Source organism: Anaerostipes sp. PC18 (genome assembly GCF_039789045.1).
Taxonomy (GTDB): Bacteria; Bacillota; Clostridia; order Lachnospirales; family Lachnospiraceae; genus Anaerostipes; species Anaerostipes hominis.
Map to the genome: position 1 here is coordinate 1,057,497 of NZ_CP121164.1, position 18,663 is coordinate 1,076,159.

The 18,663-nt window shown below is 44.8% G+C and carries 19 protein-coding genes; 17 read left to right on the forward strand and 2 right to left on the reverse strand.

Annotated elements, in window-relative coordinates; all coding sequences use genetic code 11:
• Positions 1 to 46: 46 nt before the first annotated feature.
• The 6 genes from P8F77_RS05800 (at position 47) to P8F77_RS05825 (ending at position 6,294) form a co-directional block, all read left to right on the forward strand.
• Positions 47 to 829: an ABC transporter ATP-binding protein gene (locus P8F77_RS05800; RefSeq protein WP_148458854.1), complete on the forward strand. Its 783-nt coding sequence runs from the start codon at positions 47 to 49 to the stop codon at positions 827 to 829.
• A 15-nt stretch (positions 830 to 844) separates the two neighbouring features.
• Complete coding sequence (locus tag P8F77_RS05805; protein ID WP_287518645.1) at positions 845 to 2,527, forward strand: ABC transporter permease subunit; 1,683 nt, start codon at positions 845 to 847, stop codon at positions 2,525 to 2,527.
• The gene (locus P8F77_RS05810; protein WP_287518648.1) at positions 2,524 to 3,531 is read left to right on the forward strand and encodes an extracellular solute-binding protein; all 1,008 of its coding nucleotides are present in this window, start codon (positions 2,524 to 2,526) and stop codon (positions 3,529 to 3,531) included. The genes P8F77_RS05805 and P8F77_RS05810 overlap by 4 nt, the downstream gene beginning before the upstream one ends.
• Before the next feature lie 15 nt (positions 3,532 to 3,546).
• Positions 3,547 to 4,644: a 2-aminoethylphosphonate--pyruvate transaminase gene (phnW, locus tag P8F77_RS05815; RefSeq protein ID WP_287518651.1), complete on the forward strand. Its 1,098-nt coding sequence runs from the start codon at positions 3,547 to 3,549 to the stop codon at positions 4,642 to 4,644.
• The gene (phnX, locus tag P8F77_RS05820) at positions 4,641 to 5,426 is read left to right on the forward strand and encodes a phosphonoacetaldehyde hydrolase (RefSeq protein WP_287518654.1); all 786 of its coding nucleotides are present in this window, start codon (positions 4,641 to 4,643) and stop codon (positions 5,424 to 5,426) included. Before phnW ends, phnX begins: the two co-directional genes overlap by 4 nt.
• A gap of 82 nt (positions 5,427 to 5,508) precedes the next feature.
• A complete protein-coding gene (locus P8F77_RS05825; RefSeq protein WP_287518656.1) occupies positions 5,509 to 6,294 on the forward strand; it encodes a ZIP family metal transporter in 786 nt (261 codons plus the stop codon).
• A 57-nt stretch (positions 6,295 to 6,351) separates the two neighbouring features.
• Here P8F77_RS05825 and P8F77_RS05830 read toward each other — a convergent pair whose 3' ends face one another.
• Positions 6,352 to 6,933, reverse strand: a complete 582-nt coding sequence (locus tag P8F77_RS05830; protein ID WP_227052103.1) for an HD domain-containing protein — start codon at positions 6,931 to 6,933, stop codon at positions 6,352 to 6,354.
• 170 nt (positions 6,934 to 7,103) lie between these two features.
• Here P8F77_RS05830 and P8F77_RS05835 point away from each other — a divergent pair, with 170 nt between their 5' ends.
• The 3 genes from P8F77_RS05835 to P8F77_RS05845 all read left to right on the forward strand — a co-directional run bounded on the left by P8F77_RS05835 (position 7,104) and on the right by P8F77_RS05845 (position 10,898).
• Positions 7,104 to 8,213 (forward strand): prephenate dehydrogenase, encoded by a 1,110-nt coding sequence (locus P8F77_RS05835; protein WP_227052104.1) that lies wholly within the window; start codon positions 7,104 to 7,106, stop codon positions 8,211 to 8,213.
• A 2-nt stretch (positions 8,214 to 8,215) separates the two neighbouring features.
• Positions 8,216 to 9,496, forward strand: coding sequence for a 3-phosphoshikimate 1-carboxyvinyltransferase (gene aroA / locus P8F77_RS05840; protein ID WP_287518664.1), 1,281 nt, complete (start codon positions 8,216 to 8,218; stop codon positions 9,494 to 9,496).
• Between the two features lie 100 nt (positions 9,497 to 9,596).
• Positions 9,597 to 10,898 carry a family 10 glycosylhydrolase gene (locus P8F77_RS05845; protein ID WP_227052106.1) on the forward strand — a complete coding sequence of 434 codons (1,302 nt, stop codon included), beginning with the start codon at positions 9,597 to 9,599 and terminating at the stop codon, positions 10,896 to 10,898.
• 64 nt (positions 10,899 to 10,962) lie between these two features.
• Here P8F77_RS05845 and P8F77_RS05850 read toward each other — a convergent pair whose 3' ends face one another.
• Positions 10,963 to 11,733 carry a DeoR/GlpR family DNA-binding transcription regulator gene (locus P8F77_RS05850; RefSeq protein WP_227052107.1) on the reverse strand — a complete coding sequence of 257 codons (771 nt, stop codon included), beginning with the start codon at positions 11,731 to 11,733 and terminating at the stop codon, positions 10,963 to 10,965.
• Between the two features lie 271 nt (positions 11,734 to 12,004).
• Here P8F77_RS05850 and P8F77_RS05855 point away from each other — a divergent pair, with 271 nt between their 5' ends.
• The 8 genes from P8F77_RS05855 to P8F77_RS05890 all read left to right on the forward strand — a co-directional run bounded on the left by P8F77_RS05855 (position 12,005) and on the right by P8F77_RS05890 (position 18,520).
• Positions 12,005 to 12,313, forward strand: coding sequence for a PTS sugar transporter subunit IIB (locus tag P8F77_RS05855; RefSeq protein ID WP_022261136.1), 309 nt, complete (start codon positions 12,005 to 12,007; stop codon positions 12,311 to 12,313).
• 24 nt (positions 12,314 to 12,337) lie between these two features.
• On the forward strand, positions 12,338 to 13,630 hold the full coding sequence (locus P8F77_RS05860) for a PTS transporter subunit IIC (RefSeq protein ID WP_006568779.1): 1,293 nt from the start codon (positions 12,338 to 12,340) through the stop codon (positions 13,628 to 13,630).
• Between the two features lie 65 nt (positions 13,631 to 13,695).
• Positions 13,696 to 14,745 (forward strand): alcohol dehydrogenase catalytic domain-containing protein, encoded by a 1,050-nt coding sequence (locus P8F77_RS05865; protein WP_006568780.1) that lies wholly within the window; start codon positions 13,696 to 13,698, stop codon positions 14,743 to 14,745.
• 17 nt (positions 14,746 to 14,762) lie between these two features.
• Complete coding sequence (locus tag P8F77_RS05870; RefSeq protein ID WP_156340625.1) at positions 14,763 to 15,425, forward strand: class II aldolase/adducin family protein; 663 nt, start codon at positions 14,763 to 14,765, stop codon at positions 15,423 to 15,425.
• Positions 15,426 to 15,506: 81 nt separating this feature from the next.
• On the forward strand, positions 15,507 to 15,971 hold the full coding sequence (locus P8F77_RS05875) for a PTS sugar transporter subunit IIA (RefSeq protein ID WP_287518682.1): 465 nt from the start codon (positions 15,507 to 15,509) through the stop codon (positions 15,969 to 15,971).
• Positions 15,964 to 17,118 (forward strand): iron-containing alcohol dehydrogenase, encoded by a 1,155-nt coding sequence (locus P8F77_RS05880; protein WP_287518685.1) that lies wholly within the window; start codon positions 15,964 to 15,966, stop codon positions 17,116 to 17,118. Before P8F77_RS05875 ends, P8F77_RS05880 begins: the two co-directional genes overlap by 8 nt.
• A gap of 1 nt (position 17,119) precedes the next feature.
• A complete protein-coding gene (locus tag P8F77_RS05885; RefSeq protein WP_287518688.1) occupies positions 17,120 to 18,160 on the forward strand; it encodes an alcohol dehydrogenase catalytic domain-containing protein in 1,041 nt (346 codons plus the stop codon).
• 60 nt (positions 18,161 to 18,220) lie between these two features.
• Positions 18,221 to 18,520 (forward strand): PTS sugar transporter subunit IIB, encoded by a 300-nt coding sequence (locus P8F77_RS05890; protein WP_156340621.1) that lies wholly within the window; start codon positions 18,221 to 18,223, stop codon positions 18,518 to 18,520.
• Positions 18,521 to 18,663: the final 143 nt, after the last annotated feature.

Sequence of the window (18,663 nt, forward strand, 5' to 3'; positions counted from 1 at the left end):
GTCTTGTTCAAAGAGATGATATCGATTGAGAAAGGAATGGAAGTTTATGCTGAAATTACAAAATATAAAGAAATCCTATGACGGCACTACGGTGCTGGACGGAATATCTCTGGAGATTCCGGATGGAGAGATTGTTTCCATCCTGGGGCCGTCCGGCTGCGGAAAGACAACACTTTTAAATATGATCCTTGGGATCACGGAACCGGACAGCGGAAGCATTGAGTTTAACGGAAAGGATATCACTGATTCACCGATGGAAAAACGGGGATTCAATATCGTGTTTCAGGATTATGCCCTGTTTCCGAATCTGAATGTATATCAGAACATTACTTACGGACTGAAAAACAAGCCGGACATCTCTTCAAAAGAGGAGGTGGAGGAACTGATCGGCCTGCTTGGCCTGAAGGAACATCTTCCGAAGAAGATTGAGCAGCTTTCAGGGGGACAGAAGCAGAGAGTGGCCCTGGCAAGAACTTTGGTCATGAAGCCCAAGATCCTTCTCTTAGATGAGCCTTTAAGTGCACTGGACGGAGTGATCAAGGAATCTATTAAAAACAGAATTAAGACGATCGCGAAGGAATTTCATCTGACTACTGTCATCGTGACACATGACCCGGAAGAGGCGCTGACTCTGTCTGACCGGGTGCTGATTGTAAACGAGGGACGGATTTCCCAGTACAGCGAGCCGGAACAGATCGTCAACGCGCCCCGGAATGACTTTGTGAAGAATTTTATCCTGAACCAGCTGGAGATCAAAAAAAACAATATTTTTACGCTGTTTAAAAATCAGCTGAATATACAGCCCGGAAAGGAAAGCCTTGTTTCGTAAGGCGGCAGAAATCAGATGAAACATAGAAAAGAAAAAGAGATTAAAGTCATATTTGCCGGGATCGCACTGATCTTTCTTACATTTTTAGCAGTCCCGATGGTACAGCTTCTTATGAAGTCGTTTACCACAGAAGGAGGAGGACTTACCTTACAGAATTTTCAGTCTGTTTTTGCGCGGAAAGACTTTTTTGAGATTTTGAGAAACAGCTTCGGCGTTGCCGGACTGAGCGCGGCAGTTACGACCCTGCTGGCATTTTTCCTGGCCTGTACGATTCACTATACAAATATACCGGACTGGATCAAAACATTGATAAAAGGAGCCGCTGTGCTGCCCATGTTTCTGCCGACGATCACCTACGGCTTTGCGATCATATACTCTTTCGGGAAACAGGGGCTTCTGACCCGTCTGTTCGGGAAGCAGCTGTTTGAAATCTACGGAATGAAAGGTCTTTTGATGGGCTACGTCATTTATACTCTGCCTATTTCATTCATGCTGATCAATAATACGATGGGCTACATAGATAAAAAGTATATGGTTGTGTCCAGAGTGATGGGTGACAGTGCCTTTGCAAATTTCAAAATGACAGTGCTTCGTCCTCTTTTAGGAACGCTGGCTGCATCCGTGATTCAGTCTTTTTTCTTGAGTTTTACGGATTTCGGTATTCCGGCGGCAGTGGGAGGAAAGTTTAAGACCATCGCATCTCTGCTTTACAGCGAGATGCTCGGAAGCATACCGAATTTCCAAAACGGCGCGGTAGTGGCTGTCGTAATGCTTGTGCCGTCTGTCGTCAGCATTACGGTTTTAAAAATATTGGAGAAATACCAGATTAGGTATAACAAGATTTCCAAGATCGAACTGAAAAAGAACAGAGTCAGAGATGGTTTATGCGGCGGGGTCAGTATTCTTCTGATCGTCAGCGTCTTATCTGTATTTGCAGTCATTTTTGTAATTCCATTTGTGGAAGAATGGCCCTACAGGCTTAGTTTTACACTGGACAATTTCAGAAATGTCTTTGAGGACCCGAACCTTTTCAATGTCTACACAAATTCATTGTTTGTAGCTGCGGCCACGGCTGCCCTCGGAACCATAGCCGCATATGGAAGCGCGCTGGTGACAGCCAGGAGCAGGATCAGTCAAAAGGCAAAAGACATCATAGAAGGAATTGCCCTGGTGACGAACACGATTCCTGGAATGGTACTTGGTCTCGCATTTTTGTTCTTGTTTACAGGAACCGGTCTTCAAAATACATTTTTGCTGATCATTATCTGCAACGTGGTCCACTTTTTTTCCACGCCTTATCTGATGATGAAGAGTTCTCTGGGGAAAATGAACGCCTCATGGGAGACAACGGCGATGCTCATGGGAGACAGCTGGGCAAAAACCATTTTGAGGATCGTAACGCCCAACGCATTGAGTACGATCATCGAGGTATTCAGCTATTACTTTATCAATGCCATGGTGACGATCAGTGCGGTCATCTTTATCGCAGGGGCCAGGACAATGGTCATCACGACAAAGATCAAAGAACTGCAGTATTATAACAAATTTAACGAAGTATTTGTGCTTTCTCTTTTAATCCTTGCGACAAATATTATCGGTAAGTTTGCATTTACCAAGCTTGCAGGGGTCACAGAAGGAGGAGCGGCTGGACAATTCTTTAAATTACATATTAGAAAAAACAAGGAGAGAAGTTTATGAGAAAGACATGGTTAAAAAGAGCATCGGTGATGTGTATGGCTGCCCTTCTGACAGCGACCGGAGTGTTCACTTCCGGGTGTTCCGCCAAAAAACAGGATGAGCAGGTAGTAATCTATTCCAACGCGGACGACGAAGCTGTGGAGGCAATGAAAAAAGCACTGGACGGAAACGGATACAAAGGGAAATATATTCTTCAGACGTTTGGAACCTCAGAACTGGGAGGAAAGCTGATCGCAGAGGGCAAAAATATAGAGGCCGATATGGTGACGATGAGCACTTTCTATATTGAGAGTGCCCAGAAGAAAAACAAGATGTTTGCGGATCTTGGTTTCGACAGGAACTTAAAGAAGGAATCTGATTTTCAGAAATATGAGTCTCCGATCACGGCACAGGAAGGAACGCTGATCCTGAACACGGAAGTAATGAAGGAGAAGAAACTTCCGAAACCGGAGTCTATCAAAGACCTGGCAAAGCCTGTGTATAAAGGATCTATTTCTGTGACGGATATTAAAGCATCTTCCACCGCATGGCTTTTAATCCAGGGTCTTGTGTCTGAATATGGGGAAAAGGAAGCAAAAAGTATTCTCCATGATATTTACCAGAATGCAGGAGACCACATCGAAGATTCAGGCTCCGCTCCGATCAAGAAGGTCCGGGCAGGGGAAGTGGCCATCGGATTCGGTTTAAGACAGCAGGCGGTGGCAGACAAAAAGGACGGTCTTCCGATTGATTATGTAGACCCGAAAGAAGGAAACTTTTCTCTGACAGAGTGTGTTTCCGTAGTGGACAAAAAAGACAGCGGCAGGAAAAAGCTTGCCCTTGAGATGGCAGAGTGTATTATCAAAAAGGGAAGAACAGACTTGATCAGGACTTATCCGATCCCGATTTATAATGGCGAAGACGAATCAGGTGAAAACAAATCCGGAAATCCAAAAGTATTTAAAGAAAAGCTGACTTTGGATCTTCTGGAAAAACATCAGAAATTATCAGAAAGAGCAAAATAAGAGAAAGGTATAAAAATGAACCAGTATAAGCTATTAACCCCCGGTCCGCTTACAACCACGGACACTGTAAAACAAGAGATGCTTTTCGATCACTGCACCTGGGATGAAGATTATAAAAACATCACCCAGAAGATAAGGAAGCAGCTGCTTTCCCTTGCTCACGTGTCAGAGGACGACTATACGGCCGTCCTCATGCAGGGCAGCGGGACCTTCGGTGTAGAATCCGTGATCACCAGCGTGATAAATGAAAACGGAAAGCTTTTGATCATTGCCAACGGTGCATATGGGGAGCGCATGGCGGACATTGCAGAGCATGCAGGGATACCTTATGAAATTTATCGGGAAGATTATAGAAAGGTTCCCCGGGCAGCAGTTGTTGAAAAGATACTGAGAGAAGATCCTGCAATCACTCATGCGGCTATGGTGCACAGTGAGACGACTTCCGGCATTCTCAATGATATTGAGGCCATTGCTTCTGTGGTGAAGAAACACAATAAGATATTGATTGTCGATGCTATGAGCAGTTTCGGAGGCGTGGACATTGAAGTCGGACAATTAGGCATTGATTTTCTCATAAGCAGCGCAAATAAATGTATTCAGGGTGTCCCAGGCTTTTCTTTTATTATTGCCGATAAAAAGAAGCTGTCAGACAGTAAAGGAAACGCCAGAAGCCTGTCTCTTGACTTATATGACCAGTGGGAAACGATGGAGAAGGATGGAAAATGGAGGTTCACTTCCCCTACCCATACGGTCCTGGCCTTTGCAAAAGCGCTTAAAGAGCTGGAATCAGAAGGAGGAATCCCAAAAAGAGCGGCCCGATATCGGGAAAATAACCGTATTTTGATCGAACGGTTTCGCTCAATGGGCATGCTGCCTTATATTGACGGCACTCATCAGGGTCCGGTCATCACTACGTTTTTGTATCCGGAAGATGCAGATTTTACGTTCAGTGAGATGTATCATTATATCAAAGAGCGCGGGTATGCGATATATCCGGGAAAGGTGACGGAAGCCGAGACGTTCCGCATCGGCACCATCGGAGAAATATACCCGGAGGATATTGAGAAACTCTCAGAAATCATGGAGCAATTTTTAAAGGAGAAGAAACAATGAGCAGATGTATAGAAGCAGTTATTTTTGACTGGGCCGGTACAACGGTAGATTATGGATGTTTTGCACCGGTGCAGGCTTTCGTGGAAGTGTTTAAACATTTTGGGATCGAACCGACGATGGATGAGGTGAGAGAACCTATGGGAATGCTGAAGATCGATCATATCAGGACGATGCTTTCCATGCCGCGGATTCATGATCTGTGGGTGAAGGAACATGGATCTGAACCTTCCGAGAATCACGTACTTCAGATGTATGACCTTTTTGAATCCAAACTCATGAGTATTTTGGACCAGTTTACAACACTCAAGCCGTATGTGCCGGAAACTGTGGAACTTCTCCGGGAGGATGAAATTAAGATCGGTTCCACTACCGGATATACGGATGCCATGATGGAAGTCGTGACAAAAGGTGCAAAGGAGCAGGGATATGAGCCTGACGCATGGTTTTCACCGGATTCCACAGGAGGCATCGGACGTCCTTATCCTTATATGATCTTTAAGAATCTGGAAGCATTAAAGGTCTCTTCGGTAAAAAATGCAGTAAAGATCGGAGATACGATTTCCGATATTAAAGAAGCACGGCATGCGGGAGTCATTTCTGTGGGCGTGGTGGAAGGAAGTTCAGAGATGGGACTGACAGAAGAGGAATATGAAACTATGACGGATGCGCAGAAAGAAGATGTGTGCAGAAAAGTAAAGGAATCCTTTAAAAGTGCCGGTGCCCATTATGTGATACAAAATTTGTCGGGACTTGAGGAGCTTTTGATAAAACTGACTCAGTAAAGGACTATATGTTTTCACAAGATTGCATATAATATAGAAATATGTCCGTTTATTTTTAACGAAAAGAAAAGGAGTGGGATATATGGAAGCTTTAAAGTGGGCGGCCGGAGGTACGGGATTTACATTTTTGATGACAGCCCTGGGCTCAGCCACTGTTTTTTTCTTAAAGAAAGATGTGCAGGAAAATATGCAGAGGGTCTTTTTGGGATTTGCCGCAGGAGTTATGGTCGCAGCGTCTGTATGGTCCCTGCTCATCCCTGCTATCGAAGTGGCAGAAGCTAATGGGCAGATAGGCTGGATACCGGCTGCCGGAGGCTTTATCCTCGGGGGAGTTTTCCTGCTTTTGATGGACCGGCTGATGCCTCATCTGCATCTGGGGGAGAAACATCCGGAGGGACTTTCCTCCTCGTTTAAAAGGACGACCCTGCTCGTCCTTGCCGTCACCTTACACAACATTCCGGAGGGTATGGCTGTCGGTGTGGCTTTCGCCGTGGCAAGCGGACACGGAGGAGTGGGATTCAGCGGTGCTGTGGCCCTGGCCATCGGGATCGGGATTCAGAATTTCCCGGAAGGGGCGGCAATTTCTCTTCCGCTAAGGAGAGAAGGTTTTTCTAAAGGAAAGGCATTTTTGTTCGGGGCACTGTCCGGTGCGGTGGAATTTGTGTTCGGTGTGCTGGCCGTGCTGGCGGCGGAAGGACTTGGAACTTATATGCCGTGGCTTTTGTCTTTTGCCGCGGGAGCTATGATCTATGTGGTAGTGGAAGAACTGATCCCCGAGGCACACCTTGGGGAACACTCCCACACGGGAACCCTGGGCGTCATGGTTGGATTCCTGATCATGATGGTACTGGATGTGGCTTTGGGATAGCAGGTGCATAGCTGCTTTACGGATCGGGCTCAGAGAACGAAAACAGGCGTGAGATATTTATCTCACGCCTGTTTTTTCGTTCTCTATATCAATATCAATGGTATCTTTAAATACCTGTTCTACCAGACAGCAGTACTCTTTGTATTCGTGATAATCAGAAAACTCTTCAAAACACTCGATCATGCTTTTGTAATACCAGCCCTGCATATTCTTATCTTTCATATTAAAGCGCTGCCACAGATCGTCTCCCAGAAGCTTGTAGTCTCTGGCCAGAGAACGGACGTTGGCAAGCTTGTCCCCAAGGGCAATGACTTTGGCAGGACGTTTGGCGCGGTGTTTTAAGAAGTCCACAGTATGACGTTTTCTCTCAATCCAGGATCTGCTCTTGTCCTCACTCTCTATCAGGACATAATCCGCTACTTTGTCCCCAAATTCCCTCCGTATATCCTCTCCGGTCACATCTTTGCAGTCTTCGATGACATCGTGGAGGACCGCGGCGCACATCATCTCTTCATCCGGCGTAATGCCGGCAACGATCGAGGCGACTTCCAGGGGATGGATCATAAATGGGATATCGGTTCCCTTTCGCTTCTGGCCGGAATGGGCTTTCGCTGCAAAGATAATTGCTTTCTCAAACATGGGTTTCTCCTTTTTTGCGGACATTTTTACATACTTATCATAAATCATTTTTATGATGCGGTCAATGAAGGAATTCTCTGCTTTGATGCTTTAAAGTGACGATGTGTTGACTTTTCCCCATCGCCACGGTAAAATGAACCATATCAATCAACACAAGGAGAGCGATCTATATGTCAACAGAGACGAATTTTACAATAGGATTTATCGGGCTTGGACTCATCGGAGGGTCCATTGCCAAAAATGTACGCCGTGTATTTCCGAACTATACGGTGATCGGATATGACACAGATAAAGAAGCCCTGAAAAAGGCTGTGGAGGAAGGAGTTCTCGACCGCCCGGCGGCGGAACTTAACAGTGATTTTTCCGAATGCAGCTATATTTTTCTATGTGCGCCGGTGCAGCATAACCTCCAGTTTTTAGAGCAGCTGAAGCCATATTTGAAAGAGGGATGCATCGTGACGGATGTGGGAAGCGTAAAAGGCGGGATTCATAAAAAAGTAAAAGATCTGGACATGGAGACCTGCTTTATCGGAGGACATCCCATGGTTGGTTCAGAAAAAGCCGGATTTTCTTACAGCTCTGACCGTTTGATTGAAAATGCCTATTATTTTATTACGCCGACAGAAAAAGTAAATACCGAGAAGGTAAAAGAATTTACATCTTTCATAGAAGAACTGGGTGCATTGACGATCCTGCTGGATGCAAAGCGCCACGACGCTTTTACTGCCGCGATCAGCCATGTTCCGCATATTATGGCGGCAGAACTGGTACATACGGTGAGAAATATGGACACCGAAGACGGCATTTTAAAACAGCTGGCGGCCGGAGGATTCAAGGATATTACAAGGATTGCATCCTCTTCTCCTGTTGTCTGGGAACAGATCAGCCTTTCGAATAAGGAAAATATAAAAGAGCTTTTAATGCAGATCAAAGACAGCATTACGGAAATGATCCATGCGCTGGACAGAGACGACCACAGTTATCTGAACGAGTATTTTAAAGAGGCAGGAGAGTACCGGGAGACCGTTCCGGACAGTGCTGTGGGACTGATGGAAAAATCTTATGAGATATTTGTAGATATTCCGGATGAGCCGGGAACCTTGTCTACGACTACGACTTTGCTGGCGCTTAATAATATCAGTATTAAAAATATCGGAATCATCCATAACCGGGAGTTTGAAGAGGGTGTCTTAAAGATTATGCTCTACGATGATGTCTCTGCCAAACGCGCCAGAGAGATACTGCAGGATAAAAATTACAGTGTATATGAAAGGAACTAGAAATGAAACTTAAGAAAGTAGAAGGACTAAAAGGCACGATATCCATACCCGGAGATAAATCCATCAGCCACAGGGCAGTCATGTTCGGGTCTCTGGCAAAGGGAACGACACATATCACAAACTTTTTATCCGGTGCGGACTGCCTGGCTACCATAGACTGTTTCCGGGCAATGGGAGTCAGGATAGAACAGGAAGGCACAGTGGTTACGGTACACGGCAACGGCCTCCGTGGACTTAAAAAACCTGAGAAACAGCTGGATGTGGGAAACAGCGGGACGACGACCCGGCTGATCTCCGGGATTCTGAGCGGACAGGATTTTGAAGTTACACTTTCAGGCGATGCATCTTTAAACAAACGCCCCATGGGGCGCATCATGAAGCCGCTCTCCATGATGGGAGCGGAGATTGAGAGTGTCAATGGAGACGGATGTGCTCCGCTTAAAATAACCGGAAAACCATTGAAGGCAGTCCGCTATGAATCGCCGGTGGCCTCCGCACAGGTAAAATCCGCAGTTCTTCTTGCGGGACTCTATGCGGACGGCAGAACGAGTGTCACAGAGCCTGCCCTGTCCAGGAACCATACGGAACTGATGCTTAAGTCTTTCGGAGTTCAGGTATTGTCGGAGGGTACAACGGCATCCGTGATGCCGCCAAAAGAGATGACGGCCACGGACATTGCAGTGCCGGGCGATATTTCATCTGCAGCGTTTTTCATTGCTGCGGGACTTGTGACCCCGAATTCCTGTATTACTCTAAAACAGGTTGGTATCAATCCTACCAGAAATGGCATTTTAAAAGTATGCGAAGCTATGGGGGCAGATCTTACGATGTCCAATGTAAAAGACGATAACGGAGAACCGACGGCAGATATCACAGTAAAAACAAGCAGGCTGAAAGGCACGGAGATCGGCGGAGAGCTGATTCCCACACTGATTGATGAAATCCCTGTCATTGCATTGATGGCGGCTTTTGCAGAAGGCGAGACCGTCATCAAAGATGCGGCAGAACTTAAAGTGAAAGAATCTAACCGGATTGATCTGACCGTGGATAACCTGGTGAAAATGGGAGTCAATGCCGAGGCCACCGATGACGGAATGATCATCCGCGGCGGAAATCCACTGAGGGGAGCGTCTATCCACTGCAAATATGACCACCGGATCGCCATGACATTTTCTGTCGCAGGGATCAATGCACAGGGAACGACGGTCATTGAGGATGCAGAGTGTGTGGACGTGTCATATCCCAACTTTTATGAGCAGTTACATATACTCGCCGGACAATAGGATTCTTCCATTGACAAGCTGGAAAATTCTTCATACAATGGAGACAGCAGTGACAGAAAATTGACAGAATCAAATAGTGGGAAGGGAAGGATCGCAGAGTATGAAAGAATCAAGAGTGAAGATCCTGCGTCTGACAGCGTGGCTGGTTGCCAGTGCCATGTTTGTCAGTTTAAGCAGTGAGGCAGTGGTGCGGGCTGCCCAGAGAAGAAACAGGATCGCAAAAGTACAGCCAAAGACCGCTGTGACAGAAACAGAACAGAAGGCAAAGACAACAAAAGCATCAGAAGAATATAAGGCTTTTTGGTTCTCGTTTTATGATTACGATGAATATCGTGACACCTATAAAAAGAATAACGCATCAAATTTCAAAAAGTATTTTACAAAAGTTGTAAACAAGGGAAAGAGCCTTGGCATGAACCGTGTGATCGTTCAAGTAAGGCCGTTCGGTGATGCCATCTACAAGTCCAAGTACTTCCCATGGTCCAAATATATTTCAGGAAAACAGGGCAGAAGCCCGGGATATGATCCGTTGAAGATTATGGTATCCGTGGCACATTCCAAAGGAATGGCTATTGAGGCATGGGTGAATCCTTACAGGGTGACCAAGGGCAGCACCAGCTATAAAAAGCTGTCAAAGAACAACCCGGCCAGAAAGTGGAATGCAAAGAAATCTACAAGGAGGAATGTACTTTCCTACGGAGGAAGCCTTTATTACAACCCATCTAAAAAGGGCGTTCAGAACCTGATCGTGAACGGGGCAAAGGAGATCGTCCAGAAGTATGATGTGGACGGTATCCATATGGATGACTACTTCTATCCGAGTTTTACAAAGAAGAATGTCAAGAAAGCATTCGATGCAAAAGAATACAACAAGTCTTCCTACAAAAAGAAGAAAAAAAGCATTTATACATACCGAAGGGCTCAGGTAAATAACCTGGTCAAGAGGATGAAAAAGACGATCAAAAGCGTGGACCCGAACGTGACCTACGGCATCAGTCCGGCAGGAAACATTGATAATCTGACCAGCAAGTATTCTTACTATGTAGATATTCATAAATGGCTGAACTCCACGGCTTATGTGGATTATATCTGTCCTCAGATCTACTGGGGATTCAAACATCCGACGGCTGCATTTGACAAAGTGACGAGACGATGGGTGAAGGCTGCAAGGAAGAAAAAAGTGAAGCTCTATATTGGGATCGGAGTCTACCGGGCAGGACACAATGCGGGACAGAACCGGGCAGAGAGAAAAGAATGGAAGAGTGACACGAAGGTGCTGAAAAAACAGGTACAGTATGGCCGCAAGTACAAAGTGGACGGATTTGCATTCTTTGACTATCAGGACCTTAAAAGCAAGACCAGCAGGAAAGCAGTAAACCAGCTGAAGACTGTATTAAAATAAAAGTTTTTTGAGATTATTCAGAGATTAAGACTCTGAATAATCTCTTTTTTTGTCCTTTGATTTATCATAATTCTGCAATGATCATTTCTTTTACACTGTCTTGAATACTCTTAGAATCTTCATCAGTGATATTGGAATCAGTGATGAGCAGATCTATATCCCGGATTGGATTTCCCTGAAATGCTTTGTGAAGGCCGATTTTCGAGGAGTCGAGCATAAGGATCTTTAGACCTTCCATCTCACAAATAATCCGTATAGTGCTCATCTGAATCTCATTTGCACACTGGATCTCATGATTATGGTGATTGTGAAGACCAAGAGCAGAAAAGAAAATTTTTTCCGGATAGATCCTTTTCATATTTTCAAGTGTCAGGTTGCCGGTCAGTGAATAGTTGGAGGTGGACACCTCTCCTTCAAGGGCATAAATATGTGTCACGTTGGAACGGGGGCCATAATGAATGATCGCCAGATTAGGAGTGAAAACCGTGACATTCTTTGCGGTGATCTCCTTGTAAAGGAGAAAACAGGTAGAACCTGTATCCAGATAGATCGTGTCATTGTCATGGACCTGCATTGCGGCACGGCGCACAATCGCAGTTTTTTCTTTTTCATTGAGCTTTTCCCGAATATTAAATTTTGTGATCCGGTCATCGGAAAGCGCGCGGGCTCCGCCGTGGATCCGCTCAATCAGTCCCTGTTCATCTAAAATGGACAGATCACGAATGATCGTTGATTTTGAAACATTAAAATCGCTCATCAGCTGGGGGATTGGAACATACTCATAAGTTTTAATATAAGATAACAATTCATTCAGTCTTTTTTCTCTTTTTGCCATAGTCTTTCCTTTCTGTACAGAACACAACTCTAATGGGACATCATATTTCTTTCTACCATAATACTGAAATGACACAAAGATGTCAATATTTTATCCAAAATTGAAATTAATAAATCAAAAATATGAATTTATAGATAAAAAGGTTGACAAAAGAGGAAAACAGGATTAATATTGAATCAAACAAATCAATAAAACGACAAAAAAGAATCATAAAATCAAATAAGTAAACAAAAAATGAAATAAAAGTATCAAAATGTAAGGAGGTGAAGTTATGGGAAGAGAGATCAGAGCGATGGTAGCATGCGGCAGCGGCATTGCGACTTCGACGGTTGCGGCAAATGCAGTCCATGAAATATTTCAGGAACTTGGGATTGATGTAAAAATCATAAAAGGTACGGTTCCGGAAATATCTGAAAAAGCAGATGAGATGGATATTGTGTTTGTGACAAATTGCTATAGAGAAGAAATTTCGTGTCCGGTAGTCAATGTTACAGCTTTTCTGACCGGAATAAAAAAAGACAAAAAGATTGCAGAGATTAAAGATGTCATTACAGGTCTGAATGAAAAGATTAATGGATAGTGTGGGAAAACAAAGGAGGATTATATGGAACTGATCAATACGATAGTAAAATTTATTTCGGATGTAGGAGCTTCCGCCATGCTGCCGTTTGTCATAGCAGTGCTGGGTCTTTACTTTAGGATAGGAGTAAAGAAAGCAGTCAGAAACGGATTGATGGTAGGGATTGGATTTCTTGGAATTAACACGGCACTGGGAATCCTTACCGGAGCGATGGGGAACATCTCCGGATATTATCAGAATCTTGGGAGCGGATTTACCGTCATCGACGGCGGATGGCCGGCGCTCGGAGCGGCAGGATGGTCAACACCCTTTGCGATGCTGGTGATTCCGCTGGGATTTATATTAAATTTTATTCTGGTGAGATTCCGGTTTACAAAAACATTAAACGTGGACTTGTGGAATTACTGGCATTTTTTGATCACCGCGTGTATGGTTTATTATCCGATGAGACTCGGAGGAGCTTCCGTTATTACCGCGGGAATTGCGGGAACGATTGCGGCTCTTGTCTGTTCGGTCATCGTGCTGAAGGTGGCAGATGCCACCGCAGAAAGCTGGCAGGACTATTTCGGACAGGAGGGAACGGCCGTTACCACCCAATTTGCTATGGTAACGGCTTACCCGATCGCTAAAATGACAAACTGGGTCCTGGACAGAATTCCCGGAATCAAAGATACGAAATTTGATTTAAAGACCCTCAGTAAGAGATTAGGAATTTTCGGAGATACGTCGGTTATGAGTTTTGTGATCGGTATCATCCTTTGTATTATTACAAAACAGTCTGCGGCAAATACTTTGACGATCAGCATTTCCATTGCGGCAGCCATTGTATTGCTTCCAAAGATGGTATCTGTTTTGTTGGAAGGATTGGGACCTATCGGACAGGCTGCCTCTGAATTTATGCAGAAAAAGCTTGGAGACGAATACGACATTAATATCGGTATGGACGTGGCACTGGGGCTTGGTGATACCTGCGCCATTCAGACAGCTGTCATCATGATACCGATTACGATAGCATTGGGATTTATCGTTCCGGGAGTGAATTTCTTTCCCATTGGCCTTGTAGGCGGCATGGTTTACACGACGACTGTTTCTTCATGGGCATCCAAAGGTAATGTACTGAAGACACTGATCTCAGCAATTATGGTTACTGTATATGAGCTGATTGCCATGAGCTTTATGGCAGGGCTTACAACACTGGTAGTAAAGGCGGCGGGAACCATGGACTTGTCCGGCGGAGCACAGGTGGTTGGTACAGTCTGCGACACCATTTACAACGTGATCATCGCGATCATTGCAAAGTTTGCAGGGTTGATCTAGGTAGTATTTATTTATTGCATGCAGATAAATATTTCAAATATTAATTTCAAATTAGGAGGTAAGTTATGAGTGAAATTCCAGCAACAATGAAAGCAGCATTATGGTATGCACCTTTAGATGTAAGATTTGTAGATGTTCCGGTACCGGAGATCGATGATAAAGGGGTATTGATCAAAACAAAGGTTACCCTGACATGCGGAACCGATGTAAAAACATATAAGCGAGGATATCCGGGAGAAAAACCGGGTGCTACATTTGGCCATGAAGTTGCGGGGGAAATTGTAAAAGTAGGAAAAGATGTAGAAGGATTTAAAGTGGGAGACAGGGTAGTTACCCATAATACGGCGCCGTGCGGAAGCTGTTATTACTGCAAGATCGGTCGGAATGACGGGGAATGTGAGTCTCTGGTGCGCATCAAAGGCGGACATTCTCAGTATGTGGCAGTGCCGGACCAGATTGTGAAAACAAACCTGTTCCATGTCCCGGATCAGGTTCCGTATAAGGCAGCTGCATTGGTAGAGCCATTTTCCTGTGCTGTCTACGGTGCAGATATGACTCCGGTACATTTTGGTGACTATGTGGTTATCCTGGGGGCAGGCCCTATCGGACTGATGATTGCCATGCTCATGAAGAAAAAGGGAGCAAAAGTGATCCATGCAGACTTTAGTGCAAAACGTTTGGAAGTCAGCAAATCTCTGGGGACAGATATTGTGTTTGACCTGACCGGTGTGGAAGATCCGGTGAAAGAAATCCGGGCACTGACACCGGACGGACGAGGTGCAGACTCAGCGATTGATGCTTCCGGACAGCCGGCTGCATGGGAAAATGCAATTAATATTGTCCGCAAAGCAGGATTTGTCAATCTGTTTGGAGGATGCAAAGCAGGTACAACCATTACCGTTGACACACATAGAATTCACTACGATGGGGTGACATTGACGGGATTCTATCACACAACTCCAAGACATGTGCAGATGGCGGCTGATATGATCATCAATGGCGAAATTCCTGTAGATACTTTTGTAACGGGTGAATACCCATGGGAACAGCTCATTGAGGCGGTGGAAGCCCATGGAAGACAGGAAGGAATTAAAAATGCCATCAACTGGGATTGATTATTGGGAGGTGAAAAATGTCTGAAGCATTAAATAAAGCAAAATCAGAAGTTGTGCGTGCCTGCAAAATTATTTCCGGTAATGGATATGTACTTGGTACAGCAGGAAATGTCTCATCCATTGTGGAAGGAGAGAATTTGTTTGTCATCACGCCGTCCAGCTATCCGTATAACATTATGGAAGAAAAGGATCTGGTCGTGGCAGACCTGGACGGAAATATTGTAGAGGGGGATAAAAAACCGTCCATTGAATTTACCATGCATCGGGGAATTTATCGCGAGAGAAAAGATGTAAAAGCCATTGTACACTCTCATTCACCATATGCCACTGCGGCAGCCAGTGTTGAAGGGGTTAATATGATCCCGGCGGTGGACATTGAAGCGGCTTTTGGACTCGGCGGAGATATGGATATCGCCGGGTTTGCCCCTCCGGGGAGCCCAGAACTTGCAGAGTTTGCACGAGCAGCCATAGGAGAAAAAGGCGGCGTACTGCTGTCAAACCACGGAGCCATCGGTGTGGGAAAAAATATGGATGAGGCACTGCTTGCCAGCGATAATATTGAAAGAAACTGCAGATTGTATTTAAGCATCAGGGCTGCAGGAAAAGTAAAAACAATGCCGGAAGAATTTATGGATTTTTCATCCTCTGTTTTTAGAGAAGTAAGCGGCATAAAACAGTAACATAGCAGATGGGTTTGGACTTCGGATCAAAAGTCCAGGCCCTTATCACTTTCAGGAAAAGGAAAGGGGTGAAGAACGGAAATGATGAAAAAGGTTTTTGTTATAGAAGGTGAGGCTCGAAACAAAGAAGAGGCATTAAGGATTACATTCCAGAAGCTTTATGAGGAAGGTTTCGTAAAAGAAAGTTTTTATGAGGGATGTGTTGAAAGGGAGAAACGGTTTCCTACGGGACTGGATACACCGATTCCAGTGGCAATTCCCCATACGGACTCTGTCCATGTAATATCTCCTGCGGTGTGTGTACTGAGACTTAAAAAACCGGTTGCTTTCTCTTTAATGGAGGATGATTCCAGACAGGCCGAGGCAGAATTTGTGTTTAATATAGCATTAAAATCTAATGATGATCAGCTGGGAATGCTGAATAAGATTATCGGGACTGTCCAGGATGAGAAACTGTTAAAAGATGCAAAAACAATGTCCTGCAGCAGTCTGGAGAACGAACTTCAGAGAAAGTGGACAGATCAGGAAAGGAGAAGCAATGGATAAGTTTACATTTTACAGTCCCACTAAATTTTGTTTTGGAAAAAATGCAGAGGACAATTTGGGTGAACTGCTTGACTGGATCAGTTCAAGAAAAGTCATGATTTTTCATATGAGCGGTCCGGAACTAAGGTCAGGTATTCTTGACCGGGTGAAAGAAACACTTGCAGAAGGACAGATTGAATTTGTAGAAGCAGGCGGTGTAAAAGCAAATCCCAGGCTTGATTATACCTTGAAATGTATAGAAACAGCAAAAGAAGAAAAGGTGGACTCGGTTCTTGCTATCGGCGGAGGAAGCTGTATTGATACGGCCAAAGCCACTGCAGCAGGGGCGCTGTGCGGGGATGATTTTTGGGAGCACTTCCAAAAAAATATTCCGTTTGAAAAGGCACTCCCCATTGGGGCCATTGTAACGATTGCGGCATCCGGGAGCGAGGGCTCCGAGGCATGTTTGTTAAAAGACGAGGAACATAATATAAAAGTAGGACTGCACAGCGAAGTATTTCGTCCTGCCTATGCCATCGAGAATCCGGAGCTGACGTTCAGTCTGCCCAAATATCAGACGGCGTGCGGGATTACAGACATTATGATGCATGTGATCGAACGCTATTTTACCAATACAAAGGGGACGGAACTTACGGATCAGCTGAGCGAGGGTGTCTTGCGGACGATGATAAAATATGGTCCGGTAGTGATGGAGAAACCGGACCACTATGAAGCAAGGGCAGAAATTATGTGGGCTGGGGTCATTGCTCACAACGGGATCTGCGGCGTGGGACGTGAGATCGATTTAGCCAGCCACATGATACAGGACGTGATCGGCGGGCTGTATGATTCCGCTCATGGAGCGGGCCTTGCAACCATCGCACCTGCATGGATGCGGTATGTATATAAACATGATATACCGAGGTTTGTACGTTTTGCAACAGAAGTGTGGAGAGTACCAAATGACCCCTTTGACCAGGAAGCAGTGGCTTTAGAGGGAATCCGGAGAACAAAAGAATTTTTTAAATCACTTGGAATGCCTGTGACCCTTCATGAACTTGGAGTCTGTGAAAAGGATATGGACTTTCTCTGCAAAAACCGATGCGCCGGGCATTTTGTGGAGCTTCACGAAGAAGATATCCGGAAAGTATATGAGCTGGCAAAATAACATGAAAGGATTAAAAAGAATCAGTGAGAAACCAAACGATATGGTGCTTATGGACCTTCCGGAACCCCGGTTGCCGGGAGACGACTGGTTAAAAGTGAAGGTGTCCTATGCAGGGATCTGCGGATCAGATATCAAAATGTTCCACATGGATTGTTCTGCCCCTGACAGCAAACTGAGGCCTCCTGTGATTCCGGGACATGAGTTCAGCGGGATTGTGTGGGAAAAGGGCAGTGCCGTTCATCATGTGGAAGTTGGTGACAGAGTTGTCTGTCATACGATGGTAAAACCTTGTGGGAGATGTGAATACTGTCTGACCGGAAACTGGGGACTCTGCAGAGAAAGAAAAGGCATTGGATCTGATATAAACGGCGCATTTGCAGAATTCCTTGTTTGTCCCGCGAAAAATGCCATAAAGATTCCGGAGGAGCTGCCTCTGGATACGGCTGCCCTTACGGAGCCTCTGGCATGTTCTGTAAGAATTGTCGAAGAAATAGGAAAGATCAGGAGAGGAGAAAAAGCAGTAATTTTTGGTCCCGGACCCATCGGCGCCTGCTGTGCAATGACAGTCAGGGCAAATGGGGCGGTCCCTGTGATCGTCGGAACGAAACATTCCAGACACAGAATGGAAGTTTTGCAGGACAACGGGATCCAATGTTTTATCAATGATGAGAAACTGCCGAAAAATATATTAGATTATTTCGGCGGATACGCGGATATGGCGGTTGATGCGGCAGGGAAAGAAGCTGTTTTTCAAAGCACTTTTCATGTGGTGAAAAAGCTGGGAAGGATTGTGGTCGGAGCCATTGATGAATCAAGCACAGGCTACTCTGTCAATATGACAAAAGTTTTTGGCAGCCAGATTAAAGTTCTTCCGTCCTGTTCCTCCACTCCAAAAGGATGGCATGAAGCTTTAAACTTGTTAAGCGAACATCAAGACGAATTTAAAAAGTTCATCAGCGGCAGCTATCCTCTGGAACAATGGGACAGAGCATTCCAAAAAGCGGAAAGCAGGGATGGATTTAAAATCATGCTGAGGCCATAAAGACTTTCTATCTGTGTGCAGTTATTATATAATAATAACTGCACACAGAAGGGAGAGAGTATGAACAGACTGATCAATGCGATGGTAGCCTGTGGAAGCGGGATTGCAACTTCAACGGTTGCGGCAGGCAATATTCAGGAAATATTTGACGAACTGGGGGTGAGAGTTCAGCTTACAAAATGCTCCATTTCAGATATACCGGCCAATTCCGACGGTATGGACATCATTTTTGTTACGAACAATTACCGGGGAGAAGTCCCTTGTCCAATCATCAATGTTACTTCATTTATAACAGGGATAAAGAAGGATAAAACAATAGAGAAAATCAAAGAAACAATACTCGACATTCTAAAAAATTAAAATGCCGAACAGAAGGAAACATAAAAAAGAAGCATATCACAGCAAAGCGATATGCTTCTTTTTTATTGACATATTATAAAATTAAGTATATTATATATCATATAGTATTGATAAAAAAATAATATGATATCAGGGTCAAAAGA

What these genes read in the sequence shown, in the direction of transcription:
- P8F77_RS05845 (WP_227052106.1), top strand. Translation starts at nt 9,597, where the DNA reads ATGAAAGAATCAAGAGTGAAGATCCTGCGTCTGACAGCGTGGCTGGTT.
- P8F77_RS05810 (WP_287518648.1), top strand. Translation starts at nt 2,524, where the DNA reads ATGAGAAAGACATGGTTAAAAAGAGCATCGGTGATGTGTATGGCTGCC.
- aroA (WP_287518664.1), top strand. Translation starts at nt 8,216, where the DNA reads ATGAAACTTAAGAAAGTAGAAGGACTAAAAGGCACGATATCCATACCC.
- phnX (WP_287518654.1), top strand. Translation starts at nt 4,641, where the DNA reads ATGAGCAGATGTATAGAAGCAGTTATTTTTGACTGGGCCGGTACAACG.
- P8F77_RS05805 (WP_287518645.1), top strand. Translation starts at nt 845, where the DNA reads ATGAAACATAGAAAAGAAAAAGAGATTAAAGTCATATTTGCCGGGATC.
- P8F77_RS05830 (WP_227052103.1), bottom strand. Translation starts at nt 6,933, where the DNA reads ATGTTTGAGAAAGCAATTATCTTTGCAGCGAAAGCCCATTCCGGCCAG.
- P8F77_RS05890 (WP_156340621.1), top strand. Translation starts at nt 18,221, where the DNA reads ATGAACAGACTGATCAATGCGATGGTAGCCTGTGGAAGCGGGATTGCA.
- P8F77_RS05865 (WP_006568780.1), top strand. Translation starts at nt 13,696, where the DNA reads ATGAGTGAAATTCCAGCAACAATGAAAGCAGCATTATGGTATGCACCT.
- P8F77_RS05885 (WP_287518688.1), top strand. Translation starts at nt 17,120, where the DNA reads ATGAAAGGATTAAAAAGAATCAGTGAGAAACCAAACGATATGGTGCTT.
- P8F77_RS05880 (WP_287518685.1), top strand. Translation starts at nt 15,964, where the DNA reads ATGGATAAGTTTACATTTTACAGTCCCACTAAATTTTGTTTTGGAAAA.
- P8F77_RS05800 (WP_148458854.1), top strand. Translation starts at nt 47, where the DNA reads ATGCTGAAATTACAAAATATAAAGAAATCCTATGACGGCACTACGGTG.
- P8F77_RS05850 (WP_227052107.1), bottom strand. Translation starts at nt 11,733, where the DNA reads ATGGCAAAAAGAGAAAAAAGACTGAATGAATTGTTATCTTATATTAAA.
- P8F77_RS05860 (WP_006568779.1), top strand. Translation starts at nt 12,338, where the DNA reads ATGGAACTGATCAATACGATAGTAAAATTTATTTCGGATGTAGGAGCT.
- P8F77_RS05835 (WP_227052104.1), top strand. Translation starts at nt 7,104, where the DNA reads ATGTCAACAGAGACGAATTTTACAATAGGATTTATCGGGCTTGGACTC.
- P8F77_RS05875 (WP_287518682.1), top strand. Translation starts at nt 15,507, where the DNA reads ATGATGAAAAAGGTTTTTGTTATAGAAGGTGAGGCTCGAAACAAAGAA.
- P8F77_RS05825 (WP_287518656.1), top strand. Translation starts at nt 5,509, where the DNA reads ATGGAAGCTTTAAAGTGGGCGGCCGGAGGTACGGGATTTACATTTTTG.
- P8F77_RS05855 (WP_022261136.1), top strand. Translation starts at nt 12,005, where the DNA reads ATGGGAAGAGAGATCAGAGCGATGGTAGCATGCGGCAGCGGCATTGCG.
- P8F77_RS05870 (WP_156340625.1), top strand. Translation starts at nt 14,763, where the DNA reads ATGTCTGAAGCATTAAATAAAGCAAAATCAGAAGTTGTGCGTGCCTGC.
- phnW (WP_287518651.1), top strand. Translation starts at nt 3,547, where the DNA reads ATGAACCAGTATAAGCTATTAACCCCCGGTCCGCTTACAACCACGGAC.